Source organism: Pseudonocardia spirodelae (assembly GCF_037727765.1).
Classification (GTDB): Bacteria; Actinomycetota; Actinomycetes; order Mycobacteriales; family Pseudonocardiaceae; genus Pseudonocardia; species Pseudonocardia spirodelae.
This window is the reverse complement of record NZ_JBBJUP010000004.1, coordinates 171,883-197,397: the sequence shown is the minus strand read 5'-3', so window position 1 is coordinate 197,397 and position 25,515 is coordinate 171,883. Positions and strand designations below refer to the sequence as shown.

General features: G+C 75.1%; 25 protein-coding genes. 16 read left to right on the top strand and 9 right to left on the bottom strand.

The genetic code is table 11. The features are described from left to right. Positions 1–94 precede the first annotated feature (94 nt). On the top strand, positions 95–538 hold the full coding sequence (locus WJX68_RS06585) for a GNAT family N-acetyltransferase (RefSeq protein WP_340287034.1): 444 nt from the start codon (positions 95–97) through the stop codon (positions 536–538). Between the two features lie 3 nt (positions 539–541). Here the strand turns inward: WJX68_RS06585 and WJX68_RS06580 are convergent, their stop codons facing one another. Next, positions 542–1,045 carry a DUF3558 family protein gene (locus WJX68_RS06580; protein WP_340287033.1) on the bottom strand — a complete coding sequence of 168 codons (504 nt, stop codon included), beginning with the start codon at positions 1,043–1,045 and terminating at the stop codon, positions 542–544. A gap of 179 nt (positions 1,046–1,224) precedes the next feature. On the opposite strand from WJX68_RS06580, the gene boxC reads away from it, so the two are divergent. The 3 genes from boxC (at position 1,225) to WJX68_RS06565 (ending at position 5,016) form a co-directional block, all read left to right on the top strand. Further along, positions 1,225–2,937, top strand: a complete 1,713-nt coding sequence (gene boxC, locus WJX68_RS06575; protein WP_340287031.1) for a 2,3-epoxybenzoyl-CoA dihydrolase — start codon at positions 1,225–1,227, stop codon at positions 2,935–2,937. A 3-nt stretch (positions 2,938–2,940) separates the two neighbouring features. Next, entirely contained in the window at positions 2,941–4,353 is a 1,413-nt protein-coding gene (boxB, locus tag WJX68_RS06570; RefSeq protein ID WP_340287029.1) for a benzoyl-CoA 2,3-epoxidase subunit BoxB, read from the top strand. A 177-nt stretch (positions 4,354–4,530) separates the two neighbouring features. After that, entirely contained in the window at positions 4,531–5,016 is a 486-nt protein-coding gene (locus WJX68_RS06565; RefSeq protein ID WP_340287027.1) for a hypothetical protein, read from the top strand. 5 nt (positions 5,017–5,021) lie between these two features. Here WJX68_RS06565 and WJX68_RS06560 read toward each other — a convergent pair whose 3' ends face one another. After that, a complete protein-coding gene (locus WJX68_RS06560; protein ID WP_340287025.1) occupies positions 5,022–6,383 on the bottom strand; it encodes a ferredoxin reductase family protein in 1,362 nt (453 codons plus the stop codon). A 202-nt stretch (positions 6,384–6,585) separates the two neighbouring features. Between WJX68_RS06560 and WJX68_RS06555 the strand changes: the two genes are divergently transcribed. Further along, positions 6,586–7,605 (top strand): YdcF family protein, encoded by a 1,020-nt coding sequence (locus tag WJX68_RS06555; protein WP_340287023.1) that lies wholly within the window; start codon positions 6,586–6,588, stop codon positions 7,603–7,605. A gap of 7 nt (positions 7,606–7,612) precedes the next feature. Here WJX68_RS06555 and WJX68_RS06550 read toward each other — a convergent pair whose 3' ends face one another. Then, complete coding sequence (locus WJX68_RS06550) at positions 7,613–9,130, bottom strand: alpha/beta hydrolase (protein WP_340287021.1); 1,518 nt, start codon at positions 9,128–9,130, stop codon at positions 7,613–7,615. A gap of 112 nt (positions 9,131–9,242) precedes the next feature. Further along, positions 9,243–10,454 (bottom strand): macrolide family glycosyltransferase, encoded by a 1,212-nt coding sequence (locus WJX68_RS06545; RefSeq protein ID WP_340287019.1) that lies wholly within the window; start codon positions 10,452–10,454, stop codon positions 9,243–9,245. 51 nt (positions 10,455–10,505) lie between these two features. On the opposite strand from WJX68_RS06545, the gene WJX68_RS06540 reads away from it, so the two are divergent. Continuing rightward, entirely contained in the window at positions 10,506–11,279 is a 774-nt protein-coding gene (locus WJX68_RS06540; protein ID WP_340287017.1) for an alpha/beta hydrolase, read from the top strand. A gap of 24 nt (positions 11,280–11,303) precedes the next feature. Here the strand turns inward: WJX68_RS06540 and WJX68_RS06535 are convergent, their stop codons facing one another. From WJX68_RS06535 to WJX68_RS06520, 4 genes are all read right to left on the bottom strand, one after another. Next, positions 11,304–11,720, bottom strand: a complete 417-nt coding sequence (locus WJX68_RS06535; protein WP_340287016.1) for an META domain-containing protein — start codon at positions 11,718–11,720, stop codon at positions 11,304–11,306. A 1-nt stretch (position 11,721) separates the two neighbouring features. Then, a complete protein-coding gene (locus WJX68_RS06530; protein WP_340287015.1) occupies positions 11,722–12,090 on the bottom strand; it encodes a cupin domain-containing protein in 369 nt (122 codons plus the stop codon). Between the two features lie 69 nt (positions 12,091–12,159). Next, a complete protein-coding gene (locus tag WJX68_RS06525) occupies positions 12,160–12,375 on the bottom strand; it encodes a hypothetical protein (RefSeq protein WP_340287013.1) in 216 nt (71 codons plus the stop codon). A 72-nt stretch (positions 12,376–12,447) separates the two neighbouring features. Beyond that, positions 12,448–13,452, bottom strand: a complete 1,005-nt coding sequence (locus WJX68_RS06520) for a LacI family DNA-binding transcriptional regulator (RefSeq protein ID WP_340287011.1) — start codon at positions 13,450–13,452, stop codon at positions 12,448–12,450. A 91-nt stretch (positions 13,453–13,543) separates the two neighbouring features. On the opposite strand from WJX68_RS06520, the gene WJX68_RS06515 reads away from it, so the two are divergent. Beyond that, complete coding sequence (locus tag WJX68_RS06515) at positions 13,544–15,175, top strand: glycoside hydrolase family 13 protein (protein WP_340287010.1); 1,632 nt, start codon at positions 13,544–13,546, stop codon at positions 15,173–15,175. A gap of 61 nt (positions 15,176–15,236) precedes the next feature. On the opposite strand, the gene WJX68_RS06510 is transcribed toward WJX68_RS06515, so the two are convergent. After that, positions 15,237–16,178 (bottom strand): SDR family NAD(P)-dependent oxidoreductase, encoded by a 942-nt coding sequence (locus WJX68_RS06510; RefSeq protein ID WP_340287009.1) that lies wholly within the window; start codon positions 16,176–16,178, stop codon positions 15,237–15,239. Positions 16,179–16,353: 175 nt separating this feature from the next. On the opposite strand from WJX68_RS06510, the gene WJX68_RS06505 reads away from it, so the two are divergent. The 9 genes from WJX68_RS06505 to WJX68_RS06465 all read left to right on the top strand — a co-directional run bounded on the left by WJX68_RS06505 (position 16,354) and on the right by WJX68_RS06465 (position 25,504). Continuing rightward, positions 16,354–16,938 carry a TetR/AcrR family transcriptional regulator gene (locus WJX68_RS06505; protein ID WP_340287007.1) on the top strand — a complete coding sequence of 195 codons (585 nt, stop codon included), beginning with the start codon at positions 16,354–16,356 and terminating at the stop codon, positions 16,936–16,938. Between the two features lie 86 nt (positions 16,939–17,024). After that, complete coding sequence (locus WJX68_RS06500; protein ID WP_340287005.1) at positions 17,025–17,555, top strand: MarR family winged helix-turn-helix transcriptional regulator; 531 nt, start codon at positions 17,025–17,027, stop codon at positions 17,553–17,555. A gap of 120 nt (positions 17,556–17,675) precedes the next feature. Then, a complete protein-coding gene (locus WJX68_RS06495) occupies positions 17,676–18,944 on the top strand; it encodes an FAD-dependent monooxygenase (protein ID WP_340287003.1) in 1,269 nt (422 codons plus the stop codon). Positions 18,945–18,970: 26 nt separating this feature from the next. Next, positions 18,971–20,377: an MFS transporter gene (locus tag WJX68_RS06490; RefSeq protein ID WP_340287001.1), complete on the top strand. Its 1,407-nt coding sequence runs from the start codon at positions 18,971–18,973 to the stop codon at positions 20,375–20,377. Continuing rightward, positions 20,374–21,159 (top strand): FAD binding domain-containing protein, encoded by a 786-nt coding sequence (locus tag WJX68_RS06485; protein WP_340286999.1) that lies wholly within the window; start codon positions 20,374–20,376, stop codon positions 21,157–21,159. The genes WJX68_RS06490 and WJX68_RS06485 overlap by 4 nt, the downstream gene beginning before the upstream one ends. After that, positions 21,152–23,506 carry a xanthine dehydrogenase family protein molybdopterin-binding subunit gene (locus WJX68_RS06480; RefSeq protein ID WP_340286997.1) on the top strand — a complete coding sequence of 785 codons (2,355 nt, stop codon included), beginning with the start codon at positions 21,152–21,154 and terminating at the stop codon, positions 23,504–23,506. The genes WJX68_RS06485 and WJX68_RS06480 overlap by 8 nt, the downstream gene beginning before the upstream one ends. After that, positions 23,503–24,015: a (2Fe-2S)-binding protein gene (locus WJX68_RS06475; RefSeq protein WP_340286996.1), complete on the top strand. Its 513-nt coding sequence runs from the start codon at positions 23,503–23,505 to the stop codon at positions 24,013–24,015. The genes WJX68_RS06480 and WJX68_RS06475 overlap by 4 nt, the downstream gene beginning before the upstream one ends. Continuing rightward, positions 24,012–24,653: an isochorismatase family protein gene (locus WJX68_RS06470; protein WP_340286995.1), complete on the top strand. Its 642-nt coding sequence runs from the start codon at positions 24,012–24,014 to the stop codon at positions 24,651–24,653. The genes WJX68_RS06475 and WJX68_RS06470 overlap by 4 nt, the downstream gene beginning before the upstream one ends. After that, positions 24,650–25,504 carry an alpha/beta fold hydrolase gene (locus WJX68_RS06465; protein ID WP_340286994.1) on the top strand — a complete coding sequence of 285 codons (855 nt, stop codon included), beginning with the start codon at positions 24,650–24,652 and terminating at the stop codon, positions 25,502–25,504. Before WJX68_RS06470 ends, WJX68_RS06465 begins: the two co-directional genes overlap by 4 nt. Positions 25,505–25,515: the final 11 nt, after the last annotated feature.

The window sequence follows — 25,515 nt, the reverse complement described above, 5'->3', positions numbered from 1 at the left end:
ACCGTGGGCGGTGTCTCGATGTAGGACGATCGCTCGACCCGGGCGGCCCCGCCGGGGTTCACTCACCGGATACACCGACGGCGAGGAGGCCGGCGTGCAGACGTGGGACTGGATCCCGGAGACCCCCGCGACCTGGGACGACCGCAAGGCCCGGGTGCTCGACGGGCTCGACCCCGCGCTGTTCGGCCTCGGCAGGCCCGGCGAGGGCGACCCGCTCGGCGACGAGTGGTGGCGCGTCGAGGACACCGGCGGCGCGACCGTGGCCTACGGCAGGCTCGACGGCACGTGGGGCGACGCCGAGATCCTCGTCCTCGTCGCCCCCGCGGCCCGGCACACCGGGGTGGGCTCCTTCGTGCTGGCGCGCCTGGAGGCCGAGGCCGGCCGGCGGCGGCTGAACTACCTCTACAACGTCGTGCCGCACGGCCACCCCGACCCCGAGCCGGTCACCGCCTGGCTCACCGCGCGCGGCTTCGCCCGCAACGACGTCGGCGAGCTGCGCAAGCAGGTCCCGGCCGATCTGGTGCAGAACCGGGGCTGACGGTCAGGCCGTCGCGGTCCGCAGCGCCGCCGCGAGGATCCGGCGGGCCGCGCCGCACGGGTCCGGCGTGGCGCCGCTGACCACCGACAGCGCCCCCGACCCGGTGTCGACGACCGCCAGGCAGGCGCCCCCGGCCCCGCCGGTGGCGGCGCGGCGCCCGTCCAGGGGGTCCTCGGTGAGGGCGCCCCCGGCCCGCAGCTGGTCGAGCGCCGCGTCGTAGGCCCCGGGCTGCGCGGCGACGAACAGCACGGTCGGGACCGTGACGGAGAACCCGGCCGCGCCGCCCCCGCTGCCCGCGGTGTCCCAGCTGCAGCTCGGCGCGGGCTGCCCGGTGGCCCGGTCGGGGCCGGTCAGGCCGAGCCCGGCGAGCTCGCCGTCCGGGACGAGGGAGCAGGGCGGGGCGGACAGGTCCGCGGCCGGGGCGACGGCGGTCGCCCCGCCGCAGCCGGCGAGCAGGGACAGGGACGCGGCGGCGAGGGCCGCACCCGCGCGCCGGAGTCGGTGCACGAGCGGGATCGTGCCCGGGCGGCGCGGGCCCCGGGGCGGAACGCGGGAAGCCCGTCGCGGTCGCGAACGCCGGGTCGGGGGGCGCCGTCCGTGATCGCGAACACTCCACACTCTTCCGTCGCGACGTCACTTCGCTGTAGTCTTTGACGACCGCAACGACGCGAGGAGGAGCGGAGTCCATGAGCAGTGCAGACCCGTCCGTCGACCCGGACGGCGCCGACACCCCTCGGGTGGACTTCGACCGGGACCCGTCGTCCTACCGGCACTGGCGGCTGGAGATCGACGCGGACGACCCGGCCGTCGCCTACGTCCGGCTCGACGTCGACGAGGCCGGCGGCCTGGTCGAGGGCTACGAGCTGAAGATGAACAGCTACGACCTCGGCGTCGACATCGAGCTCTACGACATCACCCAGCGCCTGCGCTTCACCCACCCGCAGGTCCGGGCCGTGGTGCTCACCAGCGCGAAGGACCGCAACTTCTGCGCGGGCGCCAACATCCGGATGCTCGCCGGGTCCTCGCACCCGTGGAAGGTGAACTTCTGCAAGTTCACCAACGAGACCCGCAACGGCATCGAGGACGCGACCGCGCACTCCGGCCAGACCTGGATCGCCGCGGTCAACGGCACCGCCGCAGGCGGCGGCTACGAGATGGCGCTGGCCTGCGAGCGCATCCTGCTGATCGACGACAACTCCTCCACCGTCGCGCTGCCCGAGGTCCCGCTGCTGGGCGTGCTGCCCGGCACCGGCGGGCTGACCCGCGTCACCGACAAGCGGCGCGTCCGCAAGGACCGCGCCGACGTGTTCGCGACGAAGTCCGAGGGCTTCGGCGGCACGCAGGCCGTGGAGTGGAAGCTCGTCGACGAGGTGATCCCCAAGCGCCGGTGGGACGAGACGGTCGCCGAGCGGGCCGCCGAGGCCGCGGCCGCGTCGTCGCGCCCGGCCGGGGGCGAGGGCATCGAGCTGCCGCCGCTGCAGCGGACCGAGACCGCCGACGCCCTCACCTACCCGCACGTGCGCGCGGAGTTCGACCGCGACCGCGGCCTGGTCGAGATCACCATCGACGGCCCGGAGGGCGGTGTCCCGGAGAGCATCGAGCGCGTCCACGCCCTCGGTGCGGACTTCTGGCCGCTGGCCATGACCCGCCAGCTCGACGACCTGGTCCTGCGGCTGCGCAGCAACGAGCCCGCGCTCGGGACCTGGGTGATCCGCACCCGCGGCGACGTCGAGGACGCGCTGGCCTTCGAGCGCGTCATCGAGACGCACTCCGGCAGCGACTGGCTGGTCGACGAGATCCGCCACTACTTCAAGCGGACGCTCAAGCGCCTCGACGTCACCAGCCGCAGCCTGATCGCGCTGATCGAGCCGGGCTCCTGCTTCGCCGGGGCGCTGCTGGAGCTGGCGCTGGCCTGCGACCGCCAGTACATGCTCGACGGCACCGTGGAGGGCGACGAGCAGGGCGACGAGGCCCAGATCATGCTCTCGGCGAGCAACTTCGGCGCTTTCCCGATGCCGAACGGGCTCACCCGGCTGGCGTCGCGCTTCTACGGCGACGACGACCACGTCGCCAAGCTCCGGCAGGAGGCCGGGCGCCGGATCGAGGCGCGCGAGGCACTGGAGCTGGGCCTGGTCACCGACGCCCCGGACGACATCGACTGGGACGACGAGGTCCGGATCATGCTCGAGGAGCGGGCCTCGCTCTCGCCCGACGCGCTGACCGGGATGGAGGCCAACCACCGGTTCGTCGGGCCGGAGACGATGGAGAGCCGCATCTTCGGCCGGCTCACCGCCTGGCAGAACTGGATCTTCGTGCGCCCCAACGCCTCCGGGCCGGAGGGCGCGCTGCGCAAGTACGGGACGGGCCGCAGGGCCGACTTCGACCGCAAGCGGGTGTGAGCCATGAGCATCGACTACTCCGAGAAGATCCCGAACAACGTCGACCTCGCCGGGGACCGCAAGCTGCAGCGCGCGCTGGAGTCCTGGCAGCCGAACTTCCTGACCTGGTGGAAGACGATGGGCCCGGCCGTGCCGACCCAGGACGTCTACCTGCGCACCGCCGTCGACGTCGGCAAGGAGGGCTGGGCGCAGTTCGGCCACGTCGCGATGGAGGAGTACCGCTGGGGCGTGTTCCTGTCCGAGCGCAGCGACGACCGCCGCATCGCGTTCGGCGAGAACCGCGGCGAGCCCGTCTGGCAGCAGGTCCCCGGTGAGTACCGCGCCGACCTGCAGCGGCTCATCGTCATCCAGGGCGACACCGAGCCGGCGTCGGTGGAGCAGCAGCGCCGCCTCGGCGAGACCGCGCCGAGCCTCTACGACCTGCGCAACCTGTTCCAGGTCAACGTGGAGGAGGGCCGCCACCTCTGGGCGATGGTGTACCTGCTGCACGCCTACTTCGGGCGCAACGGCCGCGAGGAGGCCGAGGCGCTGCTGCAGCGCAACTCCGGCGACCTCGACAGCCCCCGCATCCTCGGCGCGTTCAACGAGGAGACCCCGGACTGGCTGAGCTTCTACATGTTCACCTACTTCACCGACCGGGACGGCAAGTACCAGCTCGGGACGCTGAAGGAGTCCGCGTTCGACCCGCTGTCGCGCACCTGCGAGTTCATGCTGAAGGAGGAGGCCCACCACATGTTCGTGGGCACCACCGGCATCGACCGCGTGGTCCAGCGGACCTGCGAGCTGATGCGCGAGCACGACACGACCGACATCGCCCCGCACGGCGGCGTCCCGCTGGACGTGATCCAGAAGTACATCAACTTCCACTACTCGGTCAGCCTCGACCTGTTCGGCTCCGAGCAGTCCACGAACGCGGCGAACTACTTCACCGCCGGGCTCAAGGGCCGCTGGCAGGAGGAGCGCCGCTCCGACGACCACGTGCTGACCGACGACGGCTACGGCATGGAGCAGGTCCGCGACGGCGCCGTCGTCACCGACGAGGTCCCGGCGCTGCTCGCGCTGAACCTCGACCTGCGCAACGAGTACGTGAAGGACTGCGGCTCGGGGGTGAAGCGCTGGAACCGGATCCTGGAGAAGAACGGCTTCGACCAGCGCGTGTACCTGCCGCACGTCGGGTTCAACCGCGAGGTCGGCCTGTTCTCCGGCCACCGGCTCACGCCGAAGGGCGACCTGATCTCCTCCGAGGTGTGGGAGACCCGCCGGGACGACTGGCTGCCGTCGGAGGCGGACCGGACGTTCGTGCAGAACCTCATGCGCCCGGTCTACGAGCCCGGCCGGATCGCGGGCTGGATCGCGCCGCCGTCGAACGGGATCAACGGCAAGCCCTTCGACTACGAGTACGTCCACCTGGCCTGAGCCGGGCGCGACCACGGCGACGACGGCGCCGGCTCCGTCCACACCGGACGGGGCCCGGCGCCGTTCGACCGTCCGTGATCACCGTTCGCCGATCGGGTGACCACTCTCCGCAGTTCGCGGTCGCGCGGCACCGGATCGGAGCAGTTGACTGACCCCGTGGTGACAGGACGGGGCGCGGTGAGCACGGAACGCGACGACACCGGGGTGCCGGTGCCGGACGGGGACGCGACTCCCCCGGTGTTCGGCACCGCGCCCTGGGGCTACCGGCGCGCCGAGGTGGACGCGTGGGCGAGCTGGGTCGCGCGGCTGGTGGAGCAGGGCCGCCGCGAGACCGTCCGCGCCGACAGCGCCGAGGCCACGCTGCGCGCGGCCCTGGAGCGTCTCGACGCGCTGGAGCCGGCGTCCGGCGCCGGCCCCCGCGTCGCGCCGGCGCCCGCCGCGGCGGACGGCCGCGGCGCCGCCACGGACGCCGCCGGTACCCCGTCGGCCGCCGGGCCCGCGACCTCCGGCGGCCCGGCGGAGCCGCTCCCGTCGCTGCCCCGGCGCACCCCGGGGACGGCGGGCGCCCCGCTCCCGCCGGGCGCCGCGGACGCCCACCGCCTGCGCGTGGTCGAGACGACCCTCGGCGAGGTGATGGCGCTGCTGCAGCGCCTGGCCCGCTGAGGCGCTCAGCCGAAGTTCTCGACGTGCACCCGGCGCTCCGGCACCCCGGCCGCGAGCACGGTGCGGCGCACCATCGCCGTCCAGCGGCCGGGCCCGCAGACGTACACCTCGCGCACGGCGATGTCGGGGATCCGGGCGCGCAGCGCCGCGAGGTCGTCGACGCGGCCCGCGTCGGCGCCCCACCACGAGTCGGGCCCCCGGCGGCGCCCCGGCGACGCCACGACGTGCAGCTTCCGCTCCCGGGCCAGGCGCAGGAACTCGCGCGCGAACAGCGGCTCGCGGGTGAAGCGGTGCAGCACGACGACGTCGGCGGACTCGTTGAGGAACTTCTCCGCCAGCGCCCGCAGCGGGGTCATGCCGACCCCGGCGCCGATCAGGGCGACCCGCGGGCTGGTGCGGGTGCGCGGGGTCAGCCGGCCGTACGGGCCCTCGATGTAGACCCGGGTGCCCTGGCGCAGGTTCGGCACCGCCGCGCTGCCGTCGCCGAGCTGCTTGACGGTGATCCGCAGCGTCCGCTTCGTCGGCGGCGCCGACAGCGAGTACGGGTTGCCCGCGGGCCAGCCGCGCCCGGACCGGAAGCGCCACACGAAGAACTGCCCGGCCGAGGCACCCAGCTCGCGCAGCCGCTCACCGGTCATGTGCACCGAGACGCTGCCGTCGCCCTCGGGGAGCACCGCGGCGACGGTGATCCGGTGCCGGCGCGAGCGCACGATCGGCACCGCGATCCGCCAGACGGCGACGGCGGCCACCGCGGCACCCCACAGCCCCCACCAGAAGACCGTCCGCAGCGGTGAGGAGGTGAACTCCCGCCCGGCCCAGAGCTGGTGCGGCAGCGCCAGGAACACCCCGGCGTAGCCCCACAGGTGCAGCAGGTGCCACCACTCGTAGCGCAGCCGGGTGCGCAGCCACCGGGCACTGGTGACGACCACGAGCACGACGAGCGCCGTGCCCAGCGACGCGGCCGCCATCCCGGGCCAGGTCCGGGTCAGCAGCCAGAACCCGTCGGGCACCCCGCCCGGCCCGCCGCTGCCGTGCGCCCAGCTGGCGCACCCGACGTGGCCCAGCATCCCGGCGAACGACGCGACGCCCGTGCCGCGGTGCAGCGCGATGAGGTGCCGCTGCCCGAACGCGTGCTCCAGGACCGGGACCCGGGCGGCGAGCAGCACCTGCCCGAGCAGCAGCAGCGACGCAAGCAGCCCGCACAGCCGTCCGCACTCGGCGACCGCGCGGGAGCCGCCCTCGACGAGACCGGTGAGGCCGCCGCCGTCGACCCACCAGGCCAGGACGAGCAGCACCGCCAGCCCCGCGAGCACGCCGGACGCGCGGCGGACCCGGCGGTCGGCGCGTGCGACGTCGCGCGCCGGCACCGGCGGGTCCGGCCTGAACCGGCCACCGGGGACACGCACCGTCGGCGAGAAGAGGGACGACACAGTGGGGCCATCCTCTCCGATCACCGCGGCGGGCGGGGACCCGGCCCGGCGCGCCGCGACGACCGCCGGCCGCCACGGCCGGGTGAGGCCCGGCCGGCGCGGCGCGCACCACCGTGGCGGGCACCAGGATCGGCGGACCATGACCGACACCGCGCCGACCCTGCTGACCGCCACCGCGCTGGTGGTGGTGCCGATCGTCCTCGCGCTGGTCGTCACCACGCTGACCGTGCGCCGGGTGCGGCGCGACCCGCGCCGGCTCGGCAACGCCTACTGGCTGCTCGCCTCGGCGCTGCTCCTCGGCTGGGTGCTCGGTCTCGCCGGTGCCGGCGGGAACCCGGTGGCCGGCGCGATCGCGCTGGTCGTGGTGCTCTCCCCGCTGCTCACCGTGGTCTTCGCGGTGTTCTGCCTGCTCAACGGCGCGGTGATGCTGCGCCGGGAACGGTTCACGCCGGGGAACTCGCTGTCGCTGCTGACCGGGCTGGGGATCGTCGGGCTGCTCGTCGCGGCCTGGCCGGTGCTGGCGCTGGACCGGCTGTGGCTGCGCGCCCTGTGGCTGGCCTGCCTGCTCGCCGCCGCGTTCCTGGCGTTCCAGTTCGCCGCGTTCCTGGGCTACGCCCGGCTGTACCGGTGGCTGGTCCGCGACCGGCCCGCCGACTGGGTGCTCGTGCTCGGGTCGGGGCTGCACGGCAGCGAGGTGCCACCGCTGCTCGCGTCGCGGATCGCGACCGGGATGGCCGAGCTCGACCGCCGCGGCGCCGGACGGCTGGTGCTGTCCGGCGGCAAGGGCGACGACGAGCGGCTCGCCGAGGGCGAGGCGATGGCCCGCTGGGCGGCCGCGCACGGCGCCGACCCCGCGGTGCTGCGCACCGAGACCGCGTCGCGCACCACCGAGGAGAACCTGCGCTTCGGCGCGGCGCTGGTCGGCGACGGTCCCGGCATCGTCGTGACCAGCAACTACCACGCGTTCCGCGCGGCGCTGCTCGCCCGCCGGCTCGGGGTCGACGCCCACGCCGTCGGGGCGCCGACCGCCGGGTACTACTGGCCCAGCGCGGTGCTGCGCGAGTTCGTCGCCGTCCTGCGCGAGTACCGGGTGGTCAACGCGGTGCTGCTGGTGCTCGTGGCCCTCCCGGTGCCGCTCGTGCTCCTGCTGGTGGCCTGAGCCCGGCTCACCCGCCGGCCGCGGCGGGGTCCGGCGGCGGCAGCGGCGGGCACTGCTTGTCCGAGCGGTCCCCGCCGGTGCGCTTCGGCAGCGCGCCGGTGAGCAGGTAGTCGGCGACGGTGTCGTCGGTGCAGGCGATCCCCGACAGCGACGACGAGTGGGTGTGCCCGCCGACGCCCTCGATCAGCGCCGAGCCGGGGAAGGTCCGCCGGGCCTGCAGCGCACCGGAGTAGGGGGTGGCGCCGTCGTAGGTCTCGGAGATCAGCAGCGGGCCGGTCCTGAGCGTGCCCTCCACCTTCGGGGCGGGCCCGGGCTTCACCGGCCAGTCCCGGCAGGGCGCGTTGTACCAGGCGTTGCCCCAGGTCTCGAACGGCGCCGTGCGGTCGGTCGCGGTGTTGTCGCGCTTCCAGGTGGCCCAGTCGGTGGGGAACGGGGCGTCGGTGCACTGGGTCGCGAGGTACATCGCGTAGTTGTTGTCGTCGGTCGGCGATCCGGCCTGGTCGTAGGCGGCCTTCAGGGCGGCGGCGTCGGACTTCGTGCCGGCGACGAACGCCTCCGCCACGGTGGTGTACTCGCCGACGTTGTAGCCGGCGCGCAGGAAGATGTCGGTCCACTCCGCGGAGCCGATCCGCCCGCCGAGCGGCGCCTTCCGGAACTTCTCGTACAGCGTCCCGAAGCGCTTCTCGACGGCGTCGCCGGTGTTGCCGAGGTGGTAGGTCGCGTCGTTCTTGGCGACCCAGTCGAAGAAGGTCTCGATGTTGCGCTGGAACGCGACGTCCTGGTTGAGGTTGGCCCGGTACCACCAGTCGCGGGGGTCCACGACGCCGTCGAGGACCATCCGGCGGACCGCGCCCGGGAACATCGTGGCGTAGACCTGGCCGAGCATCGTGCCGTAGGAGAAGCCGTAGTAGTTGATCTGCTTCGCGCCCAGGGCCCGGCGGATCAGGTCCATGTCACGGACGGTGTCCTCGGTGCGGACGTGCGCGAGCAGGTCGCCGCCGGCCGCGCCGCACGCGCGGGCGTAGGCCTTCGCCTTCGGCAGCCACGCCTTCTCCGCGCCGTTCTCCGGCCGGTAGTCCGGCCGGGCGTAGCCGCCGTAGCCGGCGTCGCAGCTCAGTGCGGGACGGCTGGTGCCGACGCCGCGCGGGTCGAAGCCGATCCAGTCGTAGGCCGCGCCGGCGTTCTTCGGGACGGCACCGCCGAGCCGGGACAGCCCGAGCCCCGGGCCGCCGGGTCCGCCCGGGTTGACCAGCATGACGCCCTGGTACTGCGCGTCGGGCACGGTGTGGCGCACCCGCGACACCGCGATCTCGATCTGCTTCCCGGCCGGTCTCGCGTGGTCGAGCGGGACCTTCAGGAACCCGCACTCGGCCTTGGCCTGGGCCAGCGACGGGCTGCTGCACGGCCCCCAGGTGATCGCCGGCGCGGGGGCCGGGGGCGCGGCCGGCGTGGCCGCGGCGGCCGGTCCGGCCGTGCCGAGCACCACCCCGACGGCGACGAGCAGCGTGGTGATCGTCCTGCGCACGGCTCCACCTCTCCGGGCGCCTGCGCCCGTCCCCCGACCGAGAGGCACGACGTTGCCATTCGCAACGCTGTGTCCACAATCGCCACGCCCGTCGGTGCCCCGAACGGAGCAGTCAGCGCCTCCCGCCGCACCCTCCGACGAGCGCGCAGGCGGCGCAGAGCGCGTTCGGCACCAGCGACTCGATCACGTCGGCCGCGGCCGGGGCCCCGCCGGCGGCGCGGGCGGTGGCCTTCTCCTCGGCGCACCGGGCGGCGACGGCGTCGGACGAGGACACCCGCAGCACCGCGGCACGCAGCGTCTCGGCCGTGACCTGCCCCGCGGGCAGGTGCTCGCCGACGCCGAGCGCGGCGATCCGGTCGGCGTTGCCGAACTGGTCGACGGCCTGGGGCACCGCGACCATCGGGACACCGTGCCAGAGACCCTCGGTGGCCCCGCCCATCCCGGCGTGGGTGACGAACGCCGACGCGTGGGCCAGCACCGCCAGCTGCGGCACCCACTCGCGGACCACGACGTCGTCGGGGATCTCGCCGAGGTCCTCGCGGGAGACGTGCGGCCCGGTGGCGAGCACCGTCTGCCAGCCCGTCCCGGTCATGGCCTCGATGCAGGAACGCCAGAACGCGGGCCGGTCGGTGTAGGCCGAGCCCAGCGACACCAGCAGCAGCGGGGCCGCCGGCTTCGGCCAGAGCCCCTGGTGGGAGCGGTCGCCGATGACCGGGCCGACGAAGGTGTAGCGCTCCCGGTCCACCCGGTCGAGCTCGGGCTGCATGGCCTCGGGGATCAGCACGACCGAGCGGTCCGGCCGGCCGAGGAACTCGCGGTTGCCGACGCCGGCGCCGACCTCGTCGAGCCAGGCGTCGAGCTCGGCGCGCCAGGCCAGGCCGTCGGGGGCGTCGAGGAAGGCGAACGCCTCGGCCATGTCGGTCTCGAAGCCGTCCCAGGCGACCATGTGCGGGGCCAGCTCCACCCGCGGGATGCCGCGCACCCGGGAGAAGGCGTGCCCGGCCCAGCCCGAGCCGTCGTAGCAGACGACGTCGGGGCTCTCGTACTGCAGCGCGTCGGCGATCTGGGCGTAGGCCGAGCGGGCCTCGGCGGAGAACAGCCGCATCGCCTCGATCCCGCCGTCGGGCCACTGCTCGCCCCTCGCCGGGTCGGGCAGGTCGGTGGTGATCCGCAGCGCGGTCGCGCCCGTGGCGGAGACGGCCTCGGCGAAGCGCTCGGGCACCGGGTAGGTGACGCGGTGGCCGCGGGCGACGAGCTCGGCCATCACCGGCAGGTTCGGGTGGACGTGGCCGTGCGCGGCGGTGGTCGACATCAGGACGTGCACACCACGAGTGTGCCTTGACCGCGTGCGGACCCGCCCGCGAGTATCGCCGGAATGGCCCGGCTGCGCTGCGACGTCGTCGCCGACTCCCTCGGTCTCGCCACCTCGGTCACGGTGCTGCTGCCGCAGCCGTCGCGGACCCGGATCGGGGCGGGCGTGCGTGACCTCGACGCGCCGCCGCCGGTGCTCTACCTGCTGCACGGGCTGTCCGACGACGACACCGCCTGGACCCGCTACACCGCCGTCGAGCGCTACGCCGACGAGCTGGGCCTGGCCGTGGTGATGCCGCAGGTGCACCGCAGCTTCTACACCGACCAGGCCTACGGCGGCCGCTACCGCACCTGGGTCACCGAGGAGCTCCCGGCGCTGGTGGCGCGTTTCTTCCGGGTGTCCTCCGACCCGGCCGGGACATTCGTGGCCGGCCTGTCGATGGGTGGCTACGGCGCGCTGGCCTGGGCGCTGCGCGAGCCGGGCCGGTTCGCCGCGGCGGCGTCGCTGTCCGGGGCGCTGGACCTGGCGGCGCTGGCGGCGGGCCCGCCGCGCGAGGAGGACCCGCGGATCTGGGAGCGCATCCTCGGCGACCGCCCGGTCGCCGGCACCGACGCCGACCTGTTCGCGCTGCTCGACGGCCTGCGCGGGCCGGCCCCGGCGCTCTACGTCTGTGCCGGGACCGAGGACCCGCTGCACCCGCAGTCGGTGCGCCTGGCCGAGCACGCCCGGGCCGCCGGGGTGGCCGTGACCACCGCCTTCGGCCCGGGCGAGCACGAGTGGGGCTACTGGGACGCGCGGATCCGCGACGTCCTGGACTGGCTGCCGCTGCCGCGGTGAGGCGGGTCCGCCCGGGGCCGCGGCTCAGCCGCGGACCAGCCGGGCCGCCCCGACCGCACCCGCCGGGGCGGAGGTGCGCTGCAGGAGCAGGTCCCCGCCGTCGACGGCGACCCGGACCGCGGACGACACCCACTGCGCGACCGGCACGTTCTCGCAGCCGATGAGCGTGCTCGGGTTCGCGGTGGCGGTGAACGTGCCGTCGGCGTCCAGCGACCAGGTGCCGCCCTGCCCGTTGCAGCCGTCGGAGCCGGTCCAGGTCCCGTCGGGGGCGAACTCGGCGTAGGCCCGCCCGCCGGCGGCGCCGTCGGCGGGCAGCCAGCGCACGCCGGTGAGGTCGGCGGCCGCGGCGGCGCGCGGGCCGGTCGCCGCGGACTGCGGGTCCCCGCCGCACCCGGCGCACAGCAGGGCGACGGCGGCGAGCAGCAGGATGCGCGCGCGCATCTCAGTCCTCGTCGTCGCGGTGCGCGGCACCGATCTCGAACGCCGGCAGGCAGACGGCGACGTACTCCGCGCCGTCCGGGCCGGGCGAGCTGTAGCGCACCCACTCCCCCGGCGCGGTGTGCACGGCCTGCCCGGCGGCGACGGTGAGCTCGCCGCCGGCGAACTCCACGCGCAGCGCGCCGCGCAGGACGAGGGTGTACTCGTCGAACTCGGGGGTCTGGCCGGGCTCGGCCCAGCCGGACGGGCTGCGCATGTGGGCCATCGACAGCGCGGCGTCACCGGAGTTCACCCGGCCCACGTACTCGTCGATGGTCTTCGGCGGGGTCCCGGCGGCGGTGACCCGGCTGGCGGTCTCGATCAGCTTCGGCACCGTCCCATCCTCCGACGTGGCCCCCCGCGCGCGACACCCGGCCGCCCGGACGGGCAGCGGCCCGGCCCCTCAGCGTTCGCGCGGCGGCCGGGGCGCGGGCAGGGCGGGCCCCGGCCGGCCGGCGACCGGCTCGGCCGGGAACGGGCCGTGCGCGGACAGGTCGATGCGCACCGCACGGGCGGGCGGAAGCACGAGCACCGTCTGGTCGGCGTCCGGGCTCAGCGGGTGCCGGTAGTGCGTGCGGACCCAGCTGCGGTTGCGCCAGTGCCCCTCGACCCGGACCACACCGACCTCCCCGTGGCGTCACGGTCAGACAACCACGGTCCACGCCCCGGCGACAGGGGTCGGCCGACCGGGTCAGGCCGGGCGCGGCGGCGCCGTCGTCGCCCGCACGACGAGCCGGGTGGGCAGCTCGCACGGCTCCGGCTCGTCGCCGGCCAGCGCGGCGAGCAGGGCGTGCGCGGCGAGCTCGCCCTGGCGGCGGACCGGCTGGGCGACGGTGGTGAGGTCGGCGACCCCGGCCGAGTCGTGGTCGTCGAACCCGACGACCGACACCTGCCCCGGCACGTCGACCCCGGCCCGGCGCAGGGTGCGCAGCACGCCGATCGCGAGCTCGTCGGACATGGCGAACACCGCGGTGGGCAGGGTGGGCAGCGACAGCAGGCGGGCCGCGGCCTCGTCGCCGTCGGCGATCCCGGCCCCGGCGACGACGACCGGGCCGCACGGGCGCCCGGCCTCGGCGTGCGCGTCGGCCCAGCCGGCGCGCCGGTCGGCGGTGGTGGCGGCGCCGTCGGGCACCGCGGCGTCGAACGACACGAGCGCGACGCCGGCGTGCCCCAGCCCGAGCAGGTGGCGGACGGCGGCCCGGGCGGCGGCGCGGTCGTCGATCCCGATCCGCGGGCGGTCCGGCATGTCCCCGCCGAGCACGACCACCGGCACGGCGAGCGCGTCCAGCGCGGCGGCCTCGACCGCGTCGATCGCCGAGGCGACCACGATCAGCCCGTCGGCGCGCCCGCGCACCGGCAGCGTGGCGAAGAAGTGCGCCCGCGCCGCCGGGTCACCGAGGTTGTGCAGCTGGGTGACGTGCCCGGCCGCGGACAGCACCGACTCCACCCCGGCGACGGCCTCGGCGAAGAACCAGCGGGTCGGGAAGCGCGCGAGCACCGCGACGGTCAGCGGGCGGACGGGCACGGTGTAGCCGAGGGAGGCGGCGGCGCGGCGGACCCGCTCGCGGGTGCCGTGCGACACCGGGGTGCCCTCGCGCAGCGCACGCGACACCGTCGCCGGGGAGACACCGGCCAGCTCGGCGACCCGCCGGACACCCGCCCGGCGGACGACCTCGTGCACCGGCTCGTCCGTCACGGGGGCATCGTGCCCGTGACTCGACAGCGGCTGCAACCGGATGAAACACTCTGCAACACCGCCCGCCCGACGATCCTCACCCGGGAGCATCATGTCCGTGCACGAGCAGGACTGGTGGCGCAACGCCGTCGTCTACCAGGTCTACATCCGCAGCTTCGCCGACGGGAACGGTGACGGCACCGGTGACGTCGCCGGGCTGCGCAGCAGGCTCGACCACCTCGCCCGCCTCGGCGTCGACGCGATCTGGATCAACCCCTGGTACCCGTCGCCGCTGGCCGACGGCGGCTACGACGTGGCCGACTACCGGGCGGTCAACCCGATGTTCGGCGACATCGCGCAGGCCGAGGCGCTGATCGCCGAGGCGCACGAGCGCGGCATCCGGGTGCTGCTCGACATCGTCCCGAACCACCACTCCGACGAGCACGCGTGGTTCCGCGCGGCACTGGCCGCGGGCCCCGGCTCGCCGGAGCGCGCCCGCTACGTCTTCCGCGACGGCCGCGGGGAGTCCGGCGAGCTGCCGCCCAACAACTGGGAGTCGATGTTCGGCGGACCCGCCTGGGAGCGGGTCGCGGACGGCCAGTGGTACCTGCACCTGTTCGACATCCGGCAGCCCGACGTCAACTGGGAGCACCCGGAGGTCCGCGCGGACTTCGAGGAGACCCTGCGCTTCTGGTTCGACCGGGGCGTGGACGGGTTCCGCGTCGACGTCGCGAACTCGATGGTCAAGGAGCCCGGGCTGCCCGACGTCGTGAAGGGCGTCAACGACGTCCAGGACGGCACCCACCCCTACCTGGACCGCGACGAGATCCACGACATCTTCCGGTCGTGGCGGCGCATCGGCGACACCTACGACCCGCCGCGGGTGTTCGTCGCCGAGGCGTGGGTCCCCGACCCGCAGCGCCTGGCCCGCTACCTGCGCCCGGACGAGCTGCAGACCGCGTTCAGCTTCAACTTCCTGACCGCGGCGTGGCTCGCCGACGACCTGCGGTCCAACATCGACGACGCGATCGCCGAGAACACCGCGGTCGGCGCGCCGGCGACCTGGGTGCTGTCCAACCACGACGTGTGCCGCCACCCCAGCCGGCTCGCGCGCAAGCCCGAGGCCGGGCGCGGCTGGAACCTCGACGACGTGCTGGACCTGCCCGCCGACCCCGCGCTCGGCCTGCGCCGGGCCCGCGCGGCGACCCTGCTGATGCTGGCGCTGCCCGGGACCGCGTACCTCTACCAGGGCGAGGAGTTCGGGCTGCCCGAGGTCGAGGACATCCCGGTCGAGCAGCTCGACGACCCGACCTGGGAGCTGTCCGGGCACACCCTGCGCGGGCGCGACGGCTGCCGCGTCCCGCTGCCGTGGGCGGCCGGCGAGCCGAGCTTCGGCTTCGGCGGCCCCGCGTGGCTGCCCCAGCCGGGGGTGTTCGCCGCGCACGCCGCGGACGCGCAGGAGGCCGACCCGGACTCGGTGCTGCACCTCTACCGCGACGCGCTGGCCCTGCGCCGCGCGCACCCGGCCCTCGGCGGCGGCGCCCTGGCCTGGCGGACCTCGCCGGAGGGCACCCTGGCCTTCGACCGGACCTCCGACGACGGCGACGACGGCTTCACCTGCCTGGTGAACGTCTCCTCCGCACCGGTGTCACTGCCCGAGGACGCCGAGGTGATGCTGTCCAGCGGCCCGCTCACCGTCCGCGACGAGGTCCCCGCGGACACCGCGGTGTGGCTGCGCCACTAGCCGGCCCCGGCGCCCGTGCGTGGTCCCCGTCCCCCCGGGGACCACGCACGCGCGCGGCGGGTCAGGCGACGATCGGCAGCCCGGCGAACCAGACCTCGCGCAGCGTGCGCTCGGTCCAGCGGTGCACCCGGCGGGCCGCCACCGGGTCGAGTGCGTGCGCGGCGACCCCGCGCGTCGCGCCCGCCCCGGCCGTCCCCGCCTCGGCGAGGTCCTCGAAGTAGCGGCCGCTGATGCCCCCGACCAGCGGCGACGCCGCGGCCAGCACCACGGTCGCCGCCCCCTGCTCGGGGTCGCGGCCGGACGGGCCCGGGTTGACCGCGTTCACCGCGATCCCGTCCGAGGACCACCGGCGCGCGGTCTCCACCGCGTGCAGGAGGGCGGCCGTACGGGAGCGGGCGTGGGCGAGGTGGGCGTCGTAGCGCCCGCCGGCGAAGTGCGGGTCCTCGGCGTCGAACGCGGCGTCGAGGTGCGCGGCGGAGCTGACGGTGACCACCCGCGCGCCGTCGACGGCGGTCAGCGCCCAGTGCAGGCCCGAGGTCAGCGAGGCCGGCCCCAGGTGGTTGACGGCCAGGTGCAGCTCCCAGTCGTCGACGGTGCGGGTGAGCGGCGCCCCGGCGACGGCGGCGGCGTGCACGAGCATGTGCAGGGGCCCGTCCCACAGCCGCACGAAGCGGGCGACCGAACGCTGGTCGGCGAGGTCGAGCTCGCCGACGGCGACGTGCTCGTTGCCGGTGTCGGCGACGATGCCGTCGCGGGCGGCGGCGCCGGCGTCGAGGTCGCGCACGGCCAGGGTGACCTCGGCCCCGGCAGCGGCCAGGGCGCGGGCGGCGGCGAGCCCGACGCCGCAGGTCGCACCGGTGACGACGGCACGGCGGCCGGTGAGGTCGACGCCGGCCAGCACGTCGGCGGCGGTGGTGGCGGCCGTCCCGGCCCCGGCGACGGCGACGGGCGGGACGGCGGGGACGGCGGGACGGGATCGGTCGGTCGTGGAGCGGAACAGCATGGCGAGATCCCTTCGGCTGCCCGGATCCGGGTGGCGGCATCGTCGATGCGCCGCCGCGCCGGCCGGGGGACGAGAAACGGAGGATCCTCCGTATGATCCGTGACTCTATCCGGAGCGTCCTCCGGATCGCAAGACGTATCGTGGGGTCGTTCGTTCCGATCGAGGAGGCACCGTCATGGCCAGCGGGACCGGCACCCGTCCCGGGTTGCGCGCCGACGCCGCGCGCAACCGCGAGCTGCTGCTGGCCGCGGCCGTGCGCGCGTTCACCGCGGAGAGCCGGGGCGGCCCCGCCCCCACCCTCGACGGCATCGCGAAGGACGCCGGGGTCGGCATCGGCACCCTCTACCGCCACTTCCCCAGCCGGGACGCGCTGGTCGAGGCCGTCTACCGCAACGAGCTCGACCGGCTCTGCGCCGCCGCGGAGCAGCTGCGCGCCGAACTGCCCGCAGACCGGGCGCTGCGGGCCTGGATGGACCGCTTCGTCGACTACGTGATCACCAAGAAGCACCTGGCCGACACGCTGCACGCCCTGGTCGCGTGCGGGCACAACCCGTTCGCGCAGAGCCGCGAGCGGATGATCGACGCGGTGCGGATCCTGCACCGCGCGGGCATCGAGGACGGCACCCTGCGCGCCGACGTCGACGCCGCCGACGTGCTCGTCGGCACCAGCGGGATCTGCATGGCCGTCGCCGACCCGTCGAACCGCGAGCAGGCCGGACGGCTGCTGGACCTGCTCGTGGACGGGCTCCGCCCCCGCTGACCGGAGCACCGACCGGCGACCCGGGGTGATCGTCCGGACACGTAGGATCGCCTGCGGACGAGGGGTCGGACCAGCACGGAGGCACCATGGGCGAGACGCTGCGCCGCACCGGGGGACGCACGCCGGCGGTGGCCTCCGCACCACCGGCCGACCTCGTCGCGGCGCCCGGCTACGGGGCGCGCCGGATGTACCAGGCCTACCTGTCCGCCTGGAGCCGGCACGTGGATTCGGTGCTCACCGGCCCCCAGTTCGCGGTGCTCTCGGCGATCCGGGCCTACCCGGAGTCCGACCAGAGCTCGCTGGCCGGCGCGGTCGCGCTGGACACCTCGACGATGGCCGACGTGTGCCGGCGCATGGAGCGGCGCGGCCTGATCGAGCGGACCGAGTCCCCGCGCGACGCCCGTCGCAAGATCCTCTCCCTGACCGAGGCCGGCGCCGCCGCCCTGGCCGAGGTCACCCGCCGCACCCGCCGCCTGGACCACGAGCTGCTCGCCGCCGTGCCCGAGGACCGGCGCGGCGAGATCGCCGGGCTGCTCAACGCGCTCGGCGCGCACTGGGAGGCCGTCGCCGAGCGGGACGCGCTGTCCGGCAACGGTTCCGACGGCGCCGCCGGGTAAGAGCCGGGTTACGGTCCCGGGTCGTTCACGGGAAATCCTTGCGTATCCGGATAGTACGTGCTCGGATTACTTCTCGTGCGGGCCACGTCACACGGCCCGACGGACGCGAGGAGGATTGTCGTGGCACCCAGCCAGTCCCTGGAGATCACGGTCACGGGCGGCGGTCTCGGCGGGCTGACCGCCGCGCTGGCCCTGCGCCGGCAGGGCTTCCGGGTCACCGTGCTCGAGGCCGCGCCGCAGCTCGGCGAGGTCGGCGCCGGCATCCAGACCGCGCCGAACGCCAGCCGCGTGCTCATCGGGCTCGGCCTGCGCGGCGCCCTGGAGCGCATCCACACCGCCCCGCAGGACCAGGTCCGGCGCCGCTGGGCCGACGGCAGCATCATCGCCCAGCTCCCGCTCGGGCAGCGCGTCGTCGACACCTACGGCGCCCCGTACTGGCACTACCACCGCGCCGACCTGCACCGCGTGCTGCTCGACGCCTGCCTCGACCCCGACGGGCCCGGCCCGGTCGTCGCCGTGCGGACCGACGCGAAGGTCGTCGAGCTCGACCGCACCGACCCGCTGCGGCCGGTCGCGGTCACCGCCCGCGGCGACCGCGTCGCCGGGGACCTGCTCGTCGGCGCCGACGGCATCCGCTCGGCCGTGCGCGACCTCGCCGGGTTCGACGACACGCTCGTGTTCTCCGGCGAGATGGCCTACCGCGCGCTGATCCCCGGCGAGCTCATCGCCGCCGACCCCGCCACCCGGTTCCTGCTCGACCGCTACCACTCCACCATCTGGTACGGCCCGGACAAGCACCTCGTCCACTACATGATCCGCGGCGGCGAGTGCCTCAACGTCGTCGCGATCGTGCCGTGCACCGAGCAGGTGCGGCGCGACTGGAGCGCCCCGGCCACCGCCGAGGACCTGGTCGCCGACTTCGCCGACTGGGACGACCGCGTCCCGGCGATGCTGTCCAAGGCCAAGGACGACGTCTCGGTCTGGGCGCTGTACCGGCGCCGCCGCGACCCCGTCTGGATCGACGGCCGGGTCGCCCTGCTCGGCGACGCCTGCCACGCGATGCTCCCCTACCAGGCCCAGGGCGCGTCCCAGGCGATGGAGGACGCCGCCGTGCTGGCCGAGGAGCTCGGCGCCGCCGGCCGGTCCGGCATCGACGGCGCGCTGAGCCGCTACGTGTTCCGGCGGGCCAAGCACGCCGGGATGGTCCAGGACGCCTCGCTGCAGAACATGGACTTCTACCACCTGCCCGACGGCCCCGAGCAGCGCGAGCGCGACGACAAGCTGCGCCGCTTCGACGGCGAGTCCGACCTCTCCTACGACTGGCTCTGGCGCGGCTCGCCGCTGCACGACCCGGACGACGAGGCCATCACCTACCAGTTCGCCCGCTGACGACCCGCACCCCACAGGAGACCGACATGCGTACCGGAGACCAGGTCGTCCAGGACCTGCCCTGGCGGTGGAACGTCCAGGGCAAGATCTTCCTCATCGGCGGCCTCGGCTACATGTTCGACGCCTGGGACGTCGCCCTCAACGGCTTCCTCACCCCGCTGCTCGGCGTCGAGTTCGACCTCTCGACCGGCCAGCGCGGCCTGGTCGCGACCGCCAACCTCATCGGCATGGCCGTCGGCGCGATCGCCTTCGGCACGATCGCGGACCGGATGGGCCGCAAGCGGGTCTTCAGCATCACGCTGATGATCTTCGCGTTGTTCTCCGTGCTCGGCGCGCTGTCGCCGAACTGGGAGGTCTTCCTGGCGCTGCGCTTCCTGGCCGGCATCGGCCTGGGCGGCTGCATCCCGGTCGACTACGCGATCGTCAGCGAGTTCTCCCCGCGCCGCTACCGCGGCAAGGTCCTCGCCGCGATGGACGGCTGGTGGCCGGTCGGCACCACGCTGGCCGGGCTCTCGGCGACCCTGCTCGTCCCGGTCGACGGCAACTGGCGCTGGATGCTGGCGCTGATGGTGCTGCCCGCCCTGCTGCTGGTCTGGATCCGCCGCGGGGTCCCGGAGTCCCCGATCTACCTGGCCCGCACCGGGCGCGAGGCCGAGGCCCGCGCGGTCATCGACGACATGGTGCTGCGCACCGGGGCCGCACCCGAGCCCTACGCCATCACCGCCGCCGCGCCCGAGCCGGTGACCTCGCGGCGCCGCGGCCTGGCCGCCGGCCTGGAGCAGCTGAAGCTCGTCTGGGCGTTCAACCCGCGCATCACCGGCGTCGCCTGGTCGCTGTTCGTCACCGTCATGGTCGTCTACTACGCGGCGCTGTCCTGGATGCCGTCGATCCTGCGCGCCCAGGGCATGGGCGAGGTCGCCGCGTTCGGCTCCACCACCGTCATGAACGCGGTCGGCATCCTCGGCGTGATCACCTCGGTGCTGCTCGTCGAGGTCGTCGGACGCAAGTGGGTCATCGGTGTCGCCGCCCCCTGCGCCGCCCTGTCGCTGATCGTGTTCTCGCTGGTCATGGGCTCGCCGACGGCGGCGGTCGTGATGATCGGCGTGTTCGGCTTCTTCGCGCTGGTCGTCATCCCGGTCATGTACGCCTACGTCTCCGAGCTGTACCCGACCGAGCTGCGGGCCTCGGGCTTCGGCTGGGCGTCGTCGTCGAGCCGCGCGGTCACCGGCTTCGTGCCGCTGATCTTCGGCAGCCTGCTGTGGCCGGTGCTCGGCCTGCCCCTGACCTTCACGCTCATGGGGCTGCTGGTGCTCGGCGCCGTCGCGTTCATGGCGTTCGGCGCCCCGGAGACCAAGGGCCGCGAGCTCGACCGGATCACCGGCGACGAGGAGGCCGTCGACGCCCGCCCGGTCGCGGAGGTGGAGAAGGCGTGAAGCCCGCGGCGTTCACCTACCACCGGGCGTCGTCGGTGCGCGGTGCGGTCGGCCTGCTCACCGAGCTGGCCGAGGAGGACCCGAAGCTGCTCGCCGGCGGGCAGAGCCTGGTCGCGATGATGAACTACCGGATGGCGCGGCCCGGACACCTGGTGGACCTCACCCACGTGCCGGGGCTGGCGGGCATCCGCCGCGACGGCGCCGCCCTGCGGCTCGGGGCGCTCACCACGCACCACGCCGTCGAGCGCGCCGACCTCGGACCGGACTTCGCGGTGCTGTCGCGGGCGATGCGCTGGGTCGGGCACCTGCCGATCCGCACCCGCGGCACCGTCGGCGGGTCGGTCGCGCACGGCGACGCCACCGCCGAGTGGTGCCTGCTCGCGGTGCTGCTCGACGCCGTCGTCGTGACCGAGGGGCCGGGCGGTCGCCGCGAGGTCGCGGCGCGCGGGTTCTTCCTCGGGCCGTTCACCACCGCGCTGGAGCCCGACGAGGTGATCGTCGAGGTCGTGTTCGGCCGGCCCGCCCCGCGGGCCGCGCTCACCGAGTACGCCGACCGGCGCGGCGACTTCGCCGTCGTCGCCGCCGCGGCGGACCTGGACACCGGCGACGTCGTGCTCGGCGGGGTCGGCGCCGTCCCGGTGCTCGTGCCCGGCGCCGGCACCCCCGACGAGATCGCCGACGCGCTCGAGCTGCGCGACGAGCCCGGCGTCCCGGCGGAGTACCGGCGCGGCCTGGTCCGCACCCTGGTCGCCCGCGCCCGGGAGGAGGCCGGTCGTGGCTGAGCCCGGTCTGCGTACCGACGGCACCTGGGTCGGCGCCTCGGTCCCGCGCCGCGAGGACCCCCGCCTGCTCACCGGCCGCGGCCGCTTCGTCGACGACATCACGCTGCCCCGGATGCTGCACGCGGCGTTCGTGCGCAGCACCGAGGCGCACGCCCGGGTGCTGTCGGTGGACCTGTCGCAGGTGCGGGAGGTGCCCGGCGTCGTCGCCGCCTTCGACGCCGCGGACCTCGCGCTGGGCGACATCACCGCGCTGCTCGACCGCCCGACCGAGGAGTTCACGCCGACGTCGATGCCGGTGCTGGCCCGGGACAAGGTCCGCTACGCCGGCGAGCCGCTGGCGGTCGTGCTCGCCACCGACCCCTACGCCGCCGAGGACGGCGTGGAGGCCGCGCTCGTCGAGCTGGACCCGCTCGACCCGGTGGTCACCGAGGCCGCGGCACTGGCCGCGGCCGGTCCCCCGGTGCACGACGAGGCGCCGGGCAACGTGCTCGTCGACGTCTCGCTGTTCGCCACCGAGGGCATCGACGACGTCTTCGACACCGCGCACACCGTGGTCGGGGTCGAGGCCCGCACCGGGCGGCAGAACGCGCTGCCGCTGGAGACCCGCGGCGTCGTCGCCGAGTGGGACGACCGCGCCGGCCAGCTCGTCGTGCGCACCTGCACCCAGGTCCCGCACCAGGTCCGCACGGTGCTGGCCCGCTGCGCCGGGCTCGACGAGGGCCGTGTGCGGGTCGTCGTGCCCGACATGGGCGGCGGGTTCGGGCAGAAGTGCGTCGTCGGCCGCGAGGAGATCGCCGCCGCGGCCGCCGCGACGCGGCTCCGGCGCCCGGTCAAGTGGATCGAGGACCGGCGCGAGGCGCTGACCGCGAGCTTCCTGGCCCGCGAGCAGCACTACACCGCGCGCGCGGCGTTCACCGCCGAGGGCGAGATCCTGGCGCTGGAGTCCGACGTCGTCTGCGACATGGGCGCCTACTCCTGCTACCCCTTCACCGCCGGCATCGAGCCGCTGATGGCCTCGGCCGAGATGCCCGGCGTCTACCGGGTCCCGGCCTACCGCGTGCGCGGGCGCGCGGTCACCACCAACAAGGCGCCCACCGCCCCCTACCGCGGGGTGTCGCGCCCGCAGTACGTGATGGTCATGGAACGGCTGATGGAGCGCGCCGCCCGCGAGCTCGGGCTCGACCCGCTCGACGTCCGGCGGCGCAACCTGATCACCGAGTTCCCCTACCGCGGGGTCAACGCGATCACCTACGACCCCGGCTCCTACCGGGAGTCCCTCGACCTGTGCGAGCAGGTGCTGCGCGAGGAGGGCTGGCTCGGCCGCACGCTCGACGACGGCCGGGTCCTCGGCGTCGGGTACTCCTGCTTCTCCGAGCGCACCGGCTACGGCTCCGGCGCGTTCGCGGCCCGGAAGATGCAGGTCGTCCCCGGGTTCGACCTGTCGCAGATCACGATGGACCTCGACGGGACCGTCACCGTCACCACCGGCACCCTGTCCCACGGCCAGAGCCACGAGACGACGTTCGCCCAGATCGTCGCCGACCGGCTCGGGCTGCCCTACGACAAGGTGACGATCGTGCAGGGCGACACCGACCGGATCACCTACGGCTGGGGCTCCTTCGCCTCCCGCTCGGTGACCGTCGGCGGGTCCGCCGCCGCGGCCGCGGCGCTGAAGCTGGGCGACCAGCTCCGCGCGCTGGCCGCGCACCTGGGCGAGGTCGACCTCGACTCGACCGCCCTCGACGGGCGCGGCGGGGTGCGGGCCGGGGACCGGACGTTCACCTACCCCGAGCTCGCCGACGTCGCCTACCTGCGGGCGCACCTGCTGCCCAAGGACGTCGGGCCCGGCCTGACCGCGACGGCGAGCTTCGACGTCGGCGGCGACGGCACGTTCTCCAACGCCACCCACGGCTGCGTCGTCGCGCTCGACCCGGGCACCGGCGGCGTGGAGATCCTGCGCTACGTCTGCGTCGAGGACTGCGGCGTCGCGATCCACCCGCGCGTCGTCGAGGGGCAGGCCCGCGGCGGCATCGCACAGGGCATCGCCGGGGCGCTGTTCGAGCAGGTCGTCTACGACGAGGCCGGGCAGCCCCTCGCGCCCAGCTTCATGGAGTACAAGGTGCCGACCGCCGCCGAGATCCCCGACGTGCGCATCGAGCACCTCGAGACGCCGTGCGCGTTCACCGCGGACGGCGCCAAGGGCGCGGGCGAGGGCGGCACCATCGGCGCCCCCGCCGCCGTGCTCAACGCCGTCAACGACGCGCTGCGCCACACCGGGGTCGAGCTGGACTCGACGCCCGTCGCCCGTTCCACGATCTTCCAGGCCCTCCGGGAGGTGCCCGCATGACCGACGTCGCGCTGGTCGAGCTGACCGTGAACGGCGAACGCCACGACCTGGTGATCCCGCCGCGCCGCACGCTCGCCGACGTGCTGCGCCACGACCTCGGGCTCACCGGGACCCACGTCGGCTGCGAGCACGGCATCTGCGGGGCCTGCACCGTGCTCGTCGACGGCGCACCCGCCCGGGCCTGCCTGATCTTCGCCGTGCAGGTCGAGAACAGTGCGATCCGCACCGTCGAGTCGCTGTCCGGGCCGGACGGCGAGCTGTCGGACCTGCAGTCCTGCTTCGCCGAGCACCACGGCCTGCAGTGCGGGTTCTGCACGCCCGGGTTCCTGATGCTCGCCGAGGGCCACCTCGCCGAGTCCCCCGACGCGACGCGCGAGGAGATCCGCGAGGTCGTCGCCTCGAACCTGTGCCGCTGCACCGGCTACCAGACCATCGTCGACGCGGTGGAGGACTGCGCCGGGCGCCGCCGCGCCGCCCTCCGGGCCCGGCTGGACGGGGTGTCCGCATGAGCCTGCACGGAGCCGCCACCGACGCCACCTACGCGACCGCCGGGTTCGGCGCCGCCGCCCGGCGCGGCACCCGGCCCGCGGTCGTCGTCGTGGACCTGACGGTCGGGTTCACCGACCCGGCCCGGCCCACCGGCAGCGACCTGAGCGGCGTCGTCGCCGCGACCTCGACGCTGGTCGGCGCCGCCCGCGACCTCGGCGCCCCGGTCGTCTGGACCACGATCGCCTACACCCCCGCCGAGCTGGACACCCTGCCGTGGCTGGTGAAGGCGCCCGGGATGCGCGGGCTCGTCGAGGGCACCGACGCCGTCGCGTTCGACGGGCGCCTCGACGTGCGCCGGGAGGACCACACGATCACGAAGAAGGGCGCGTCGGCGTTCTTCGACACCGGGCTCGCCAGCCTGCTGCGCGCCGCCGGCGTGGACACCGTGCTGGTCTGCGGGGCGACGACCTCGGGCTGCGTGCGCGCCACCGCCGTCGACGCGGTGCAGTCCGGGTTCGGCGTGCTCGTGCCGCGCGACTGCGTCGGCGACCGGGCGCCGGGGCCGCACGAGGCCAACCTGTTCGACATCCACGCCAAGTACGGCGACGTCGTCGGCCTCGACGACGCGCTCGGCTGGCTGAAGGAGCTCTCGGCATGACCACTGCGCACACCGTCACCACCCGCGGCGTCCGGCAGGACGCGCTGGCCGACCTCGCCGACGTCCCCGCGGTCTCCCGCTGGGCCCGCAACGGCGAGGTCCGGCTGCACGCTCTGGACTACGGCGGCGACGGCACGCCCGTGCTGGTCCTGCCGGGCATCACCAGCCCCGCGGTGACGATGGACTTCGTCGCCCGCGCCGTCACCGACCTGTGCCGGCCCGTGGTGCTCGACGTCCGCGGCCGCGGACTGTCCGACTCCGGCACGTCCTGGACGCTCGACGACTACGCCGAGGACGTGCTCGCCGTCCTCGACGGGCTCGGCCTCGGCGCCGAGCCGGTGCTGGTGGGGCACTCGATGGGCGCGCGGATCGCCGCCGTCGCCGCGACGCGGCGGCCGCTGCGCGGCACGGTGCTCGTCGACCCCCCGCTGTCCGGGCCCGGCCGCGCCCCCTACCCGACGACGCTGGAGGCGTTCCTCGGGCAGCTGCACGAGGCGCAGCGCGGCACCGACGCCGACGAGGTCGCCCGCTCCTGGCCGCGCTGGCCGCGCCGCGAGCAGGAGCTGCGGGCGCGCTGGCTGGACTCCTGCGACGAGGCCGCGATCCGCGCGACGCACGCCGGGTTCGAGTCCGAGGACTTCCTCCGCACCTGGCCGCGGGTGCCCGCGCCGACCACGCTGCTGTACGGCGCGGCCTCGCCCGTCGTGCCCGCCGACGGTGTCGCCGAGCTGGCCGCCGCCCGGCCCGGCGCCGAGCTCGTCGCCGTCCCGGACGCGGGGCACATGGTGTTCTGGGACGCCCCGGACGCGGCGCTGCGGCTGCTGCGCGACGCGCTCACCGCGCTGGTGTGACCCGCCGCCGC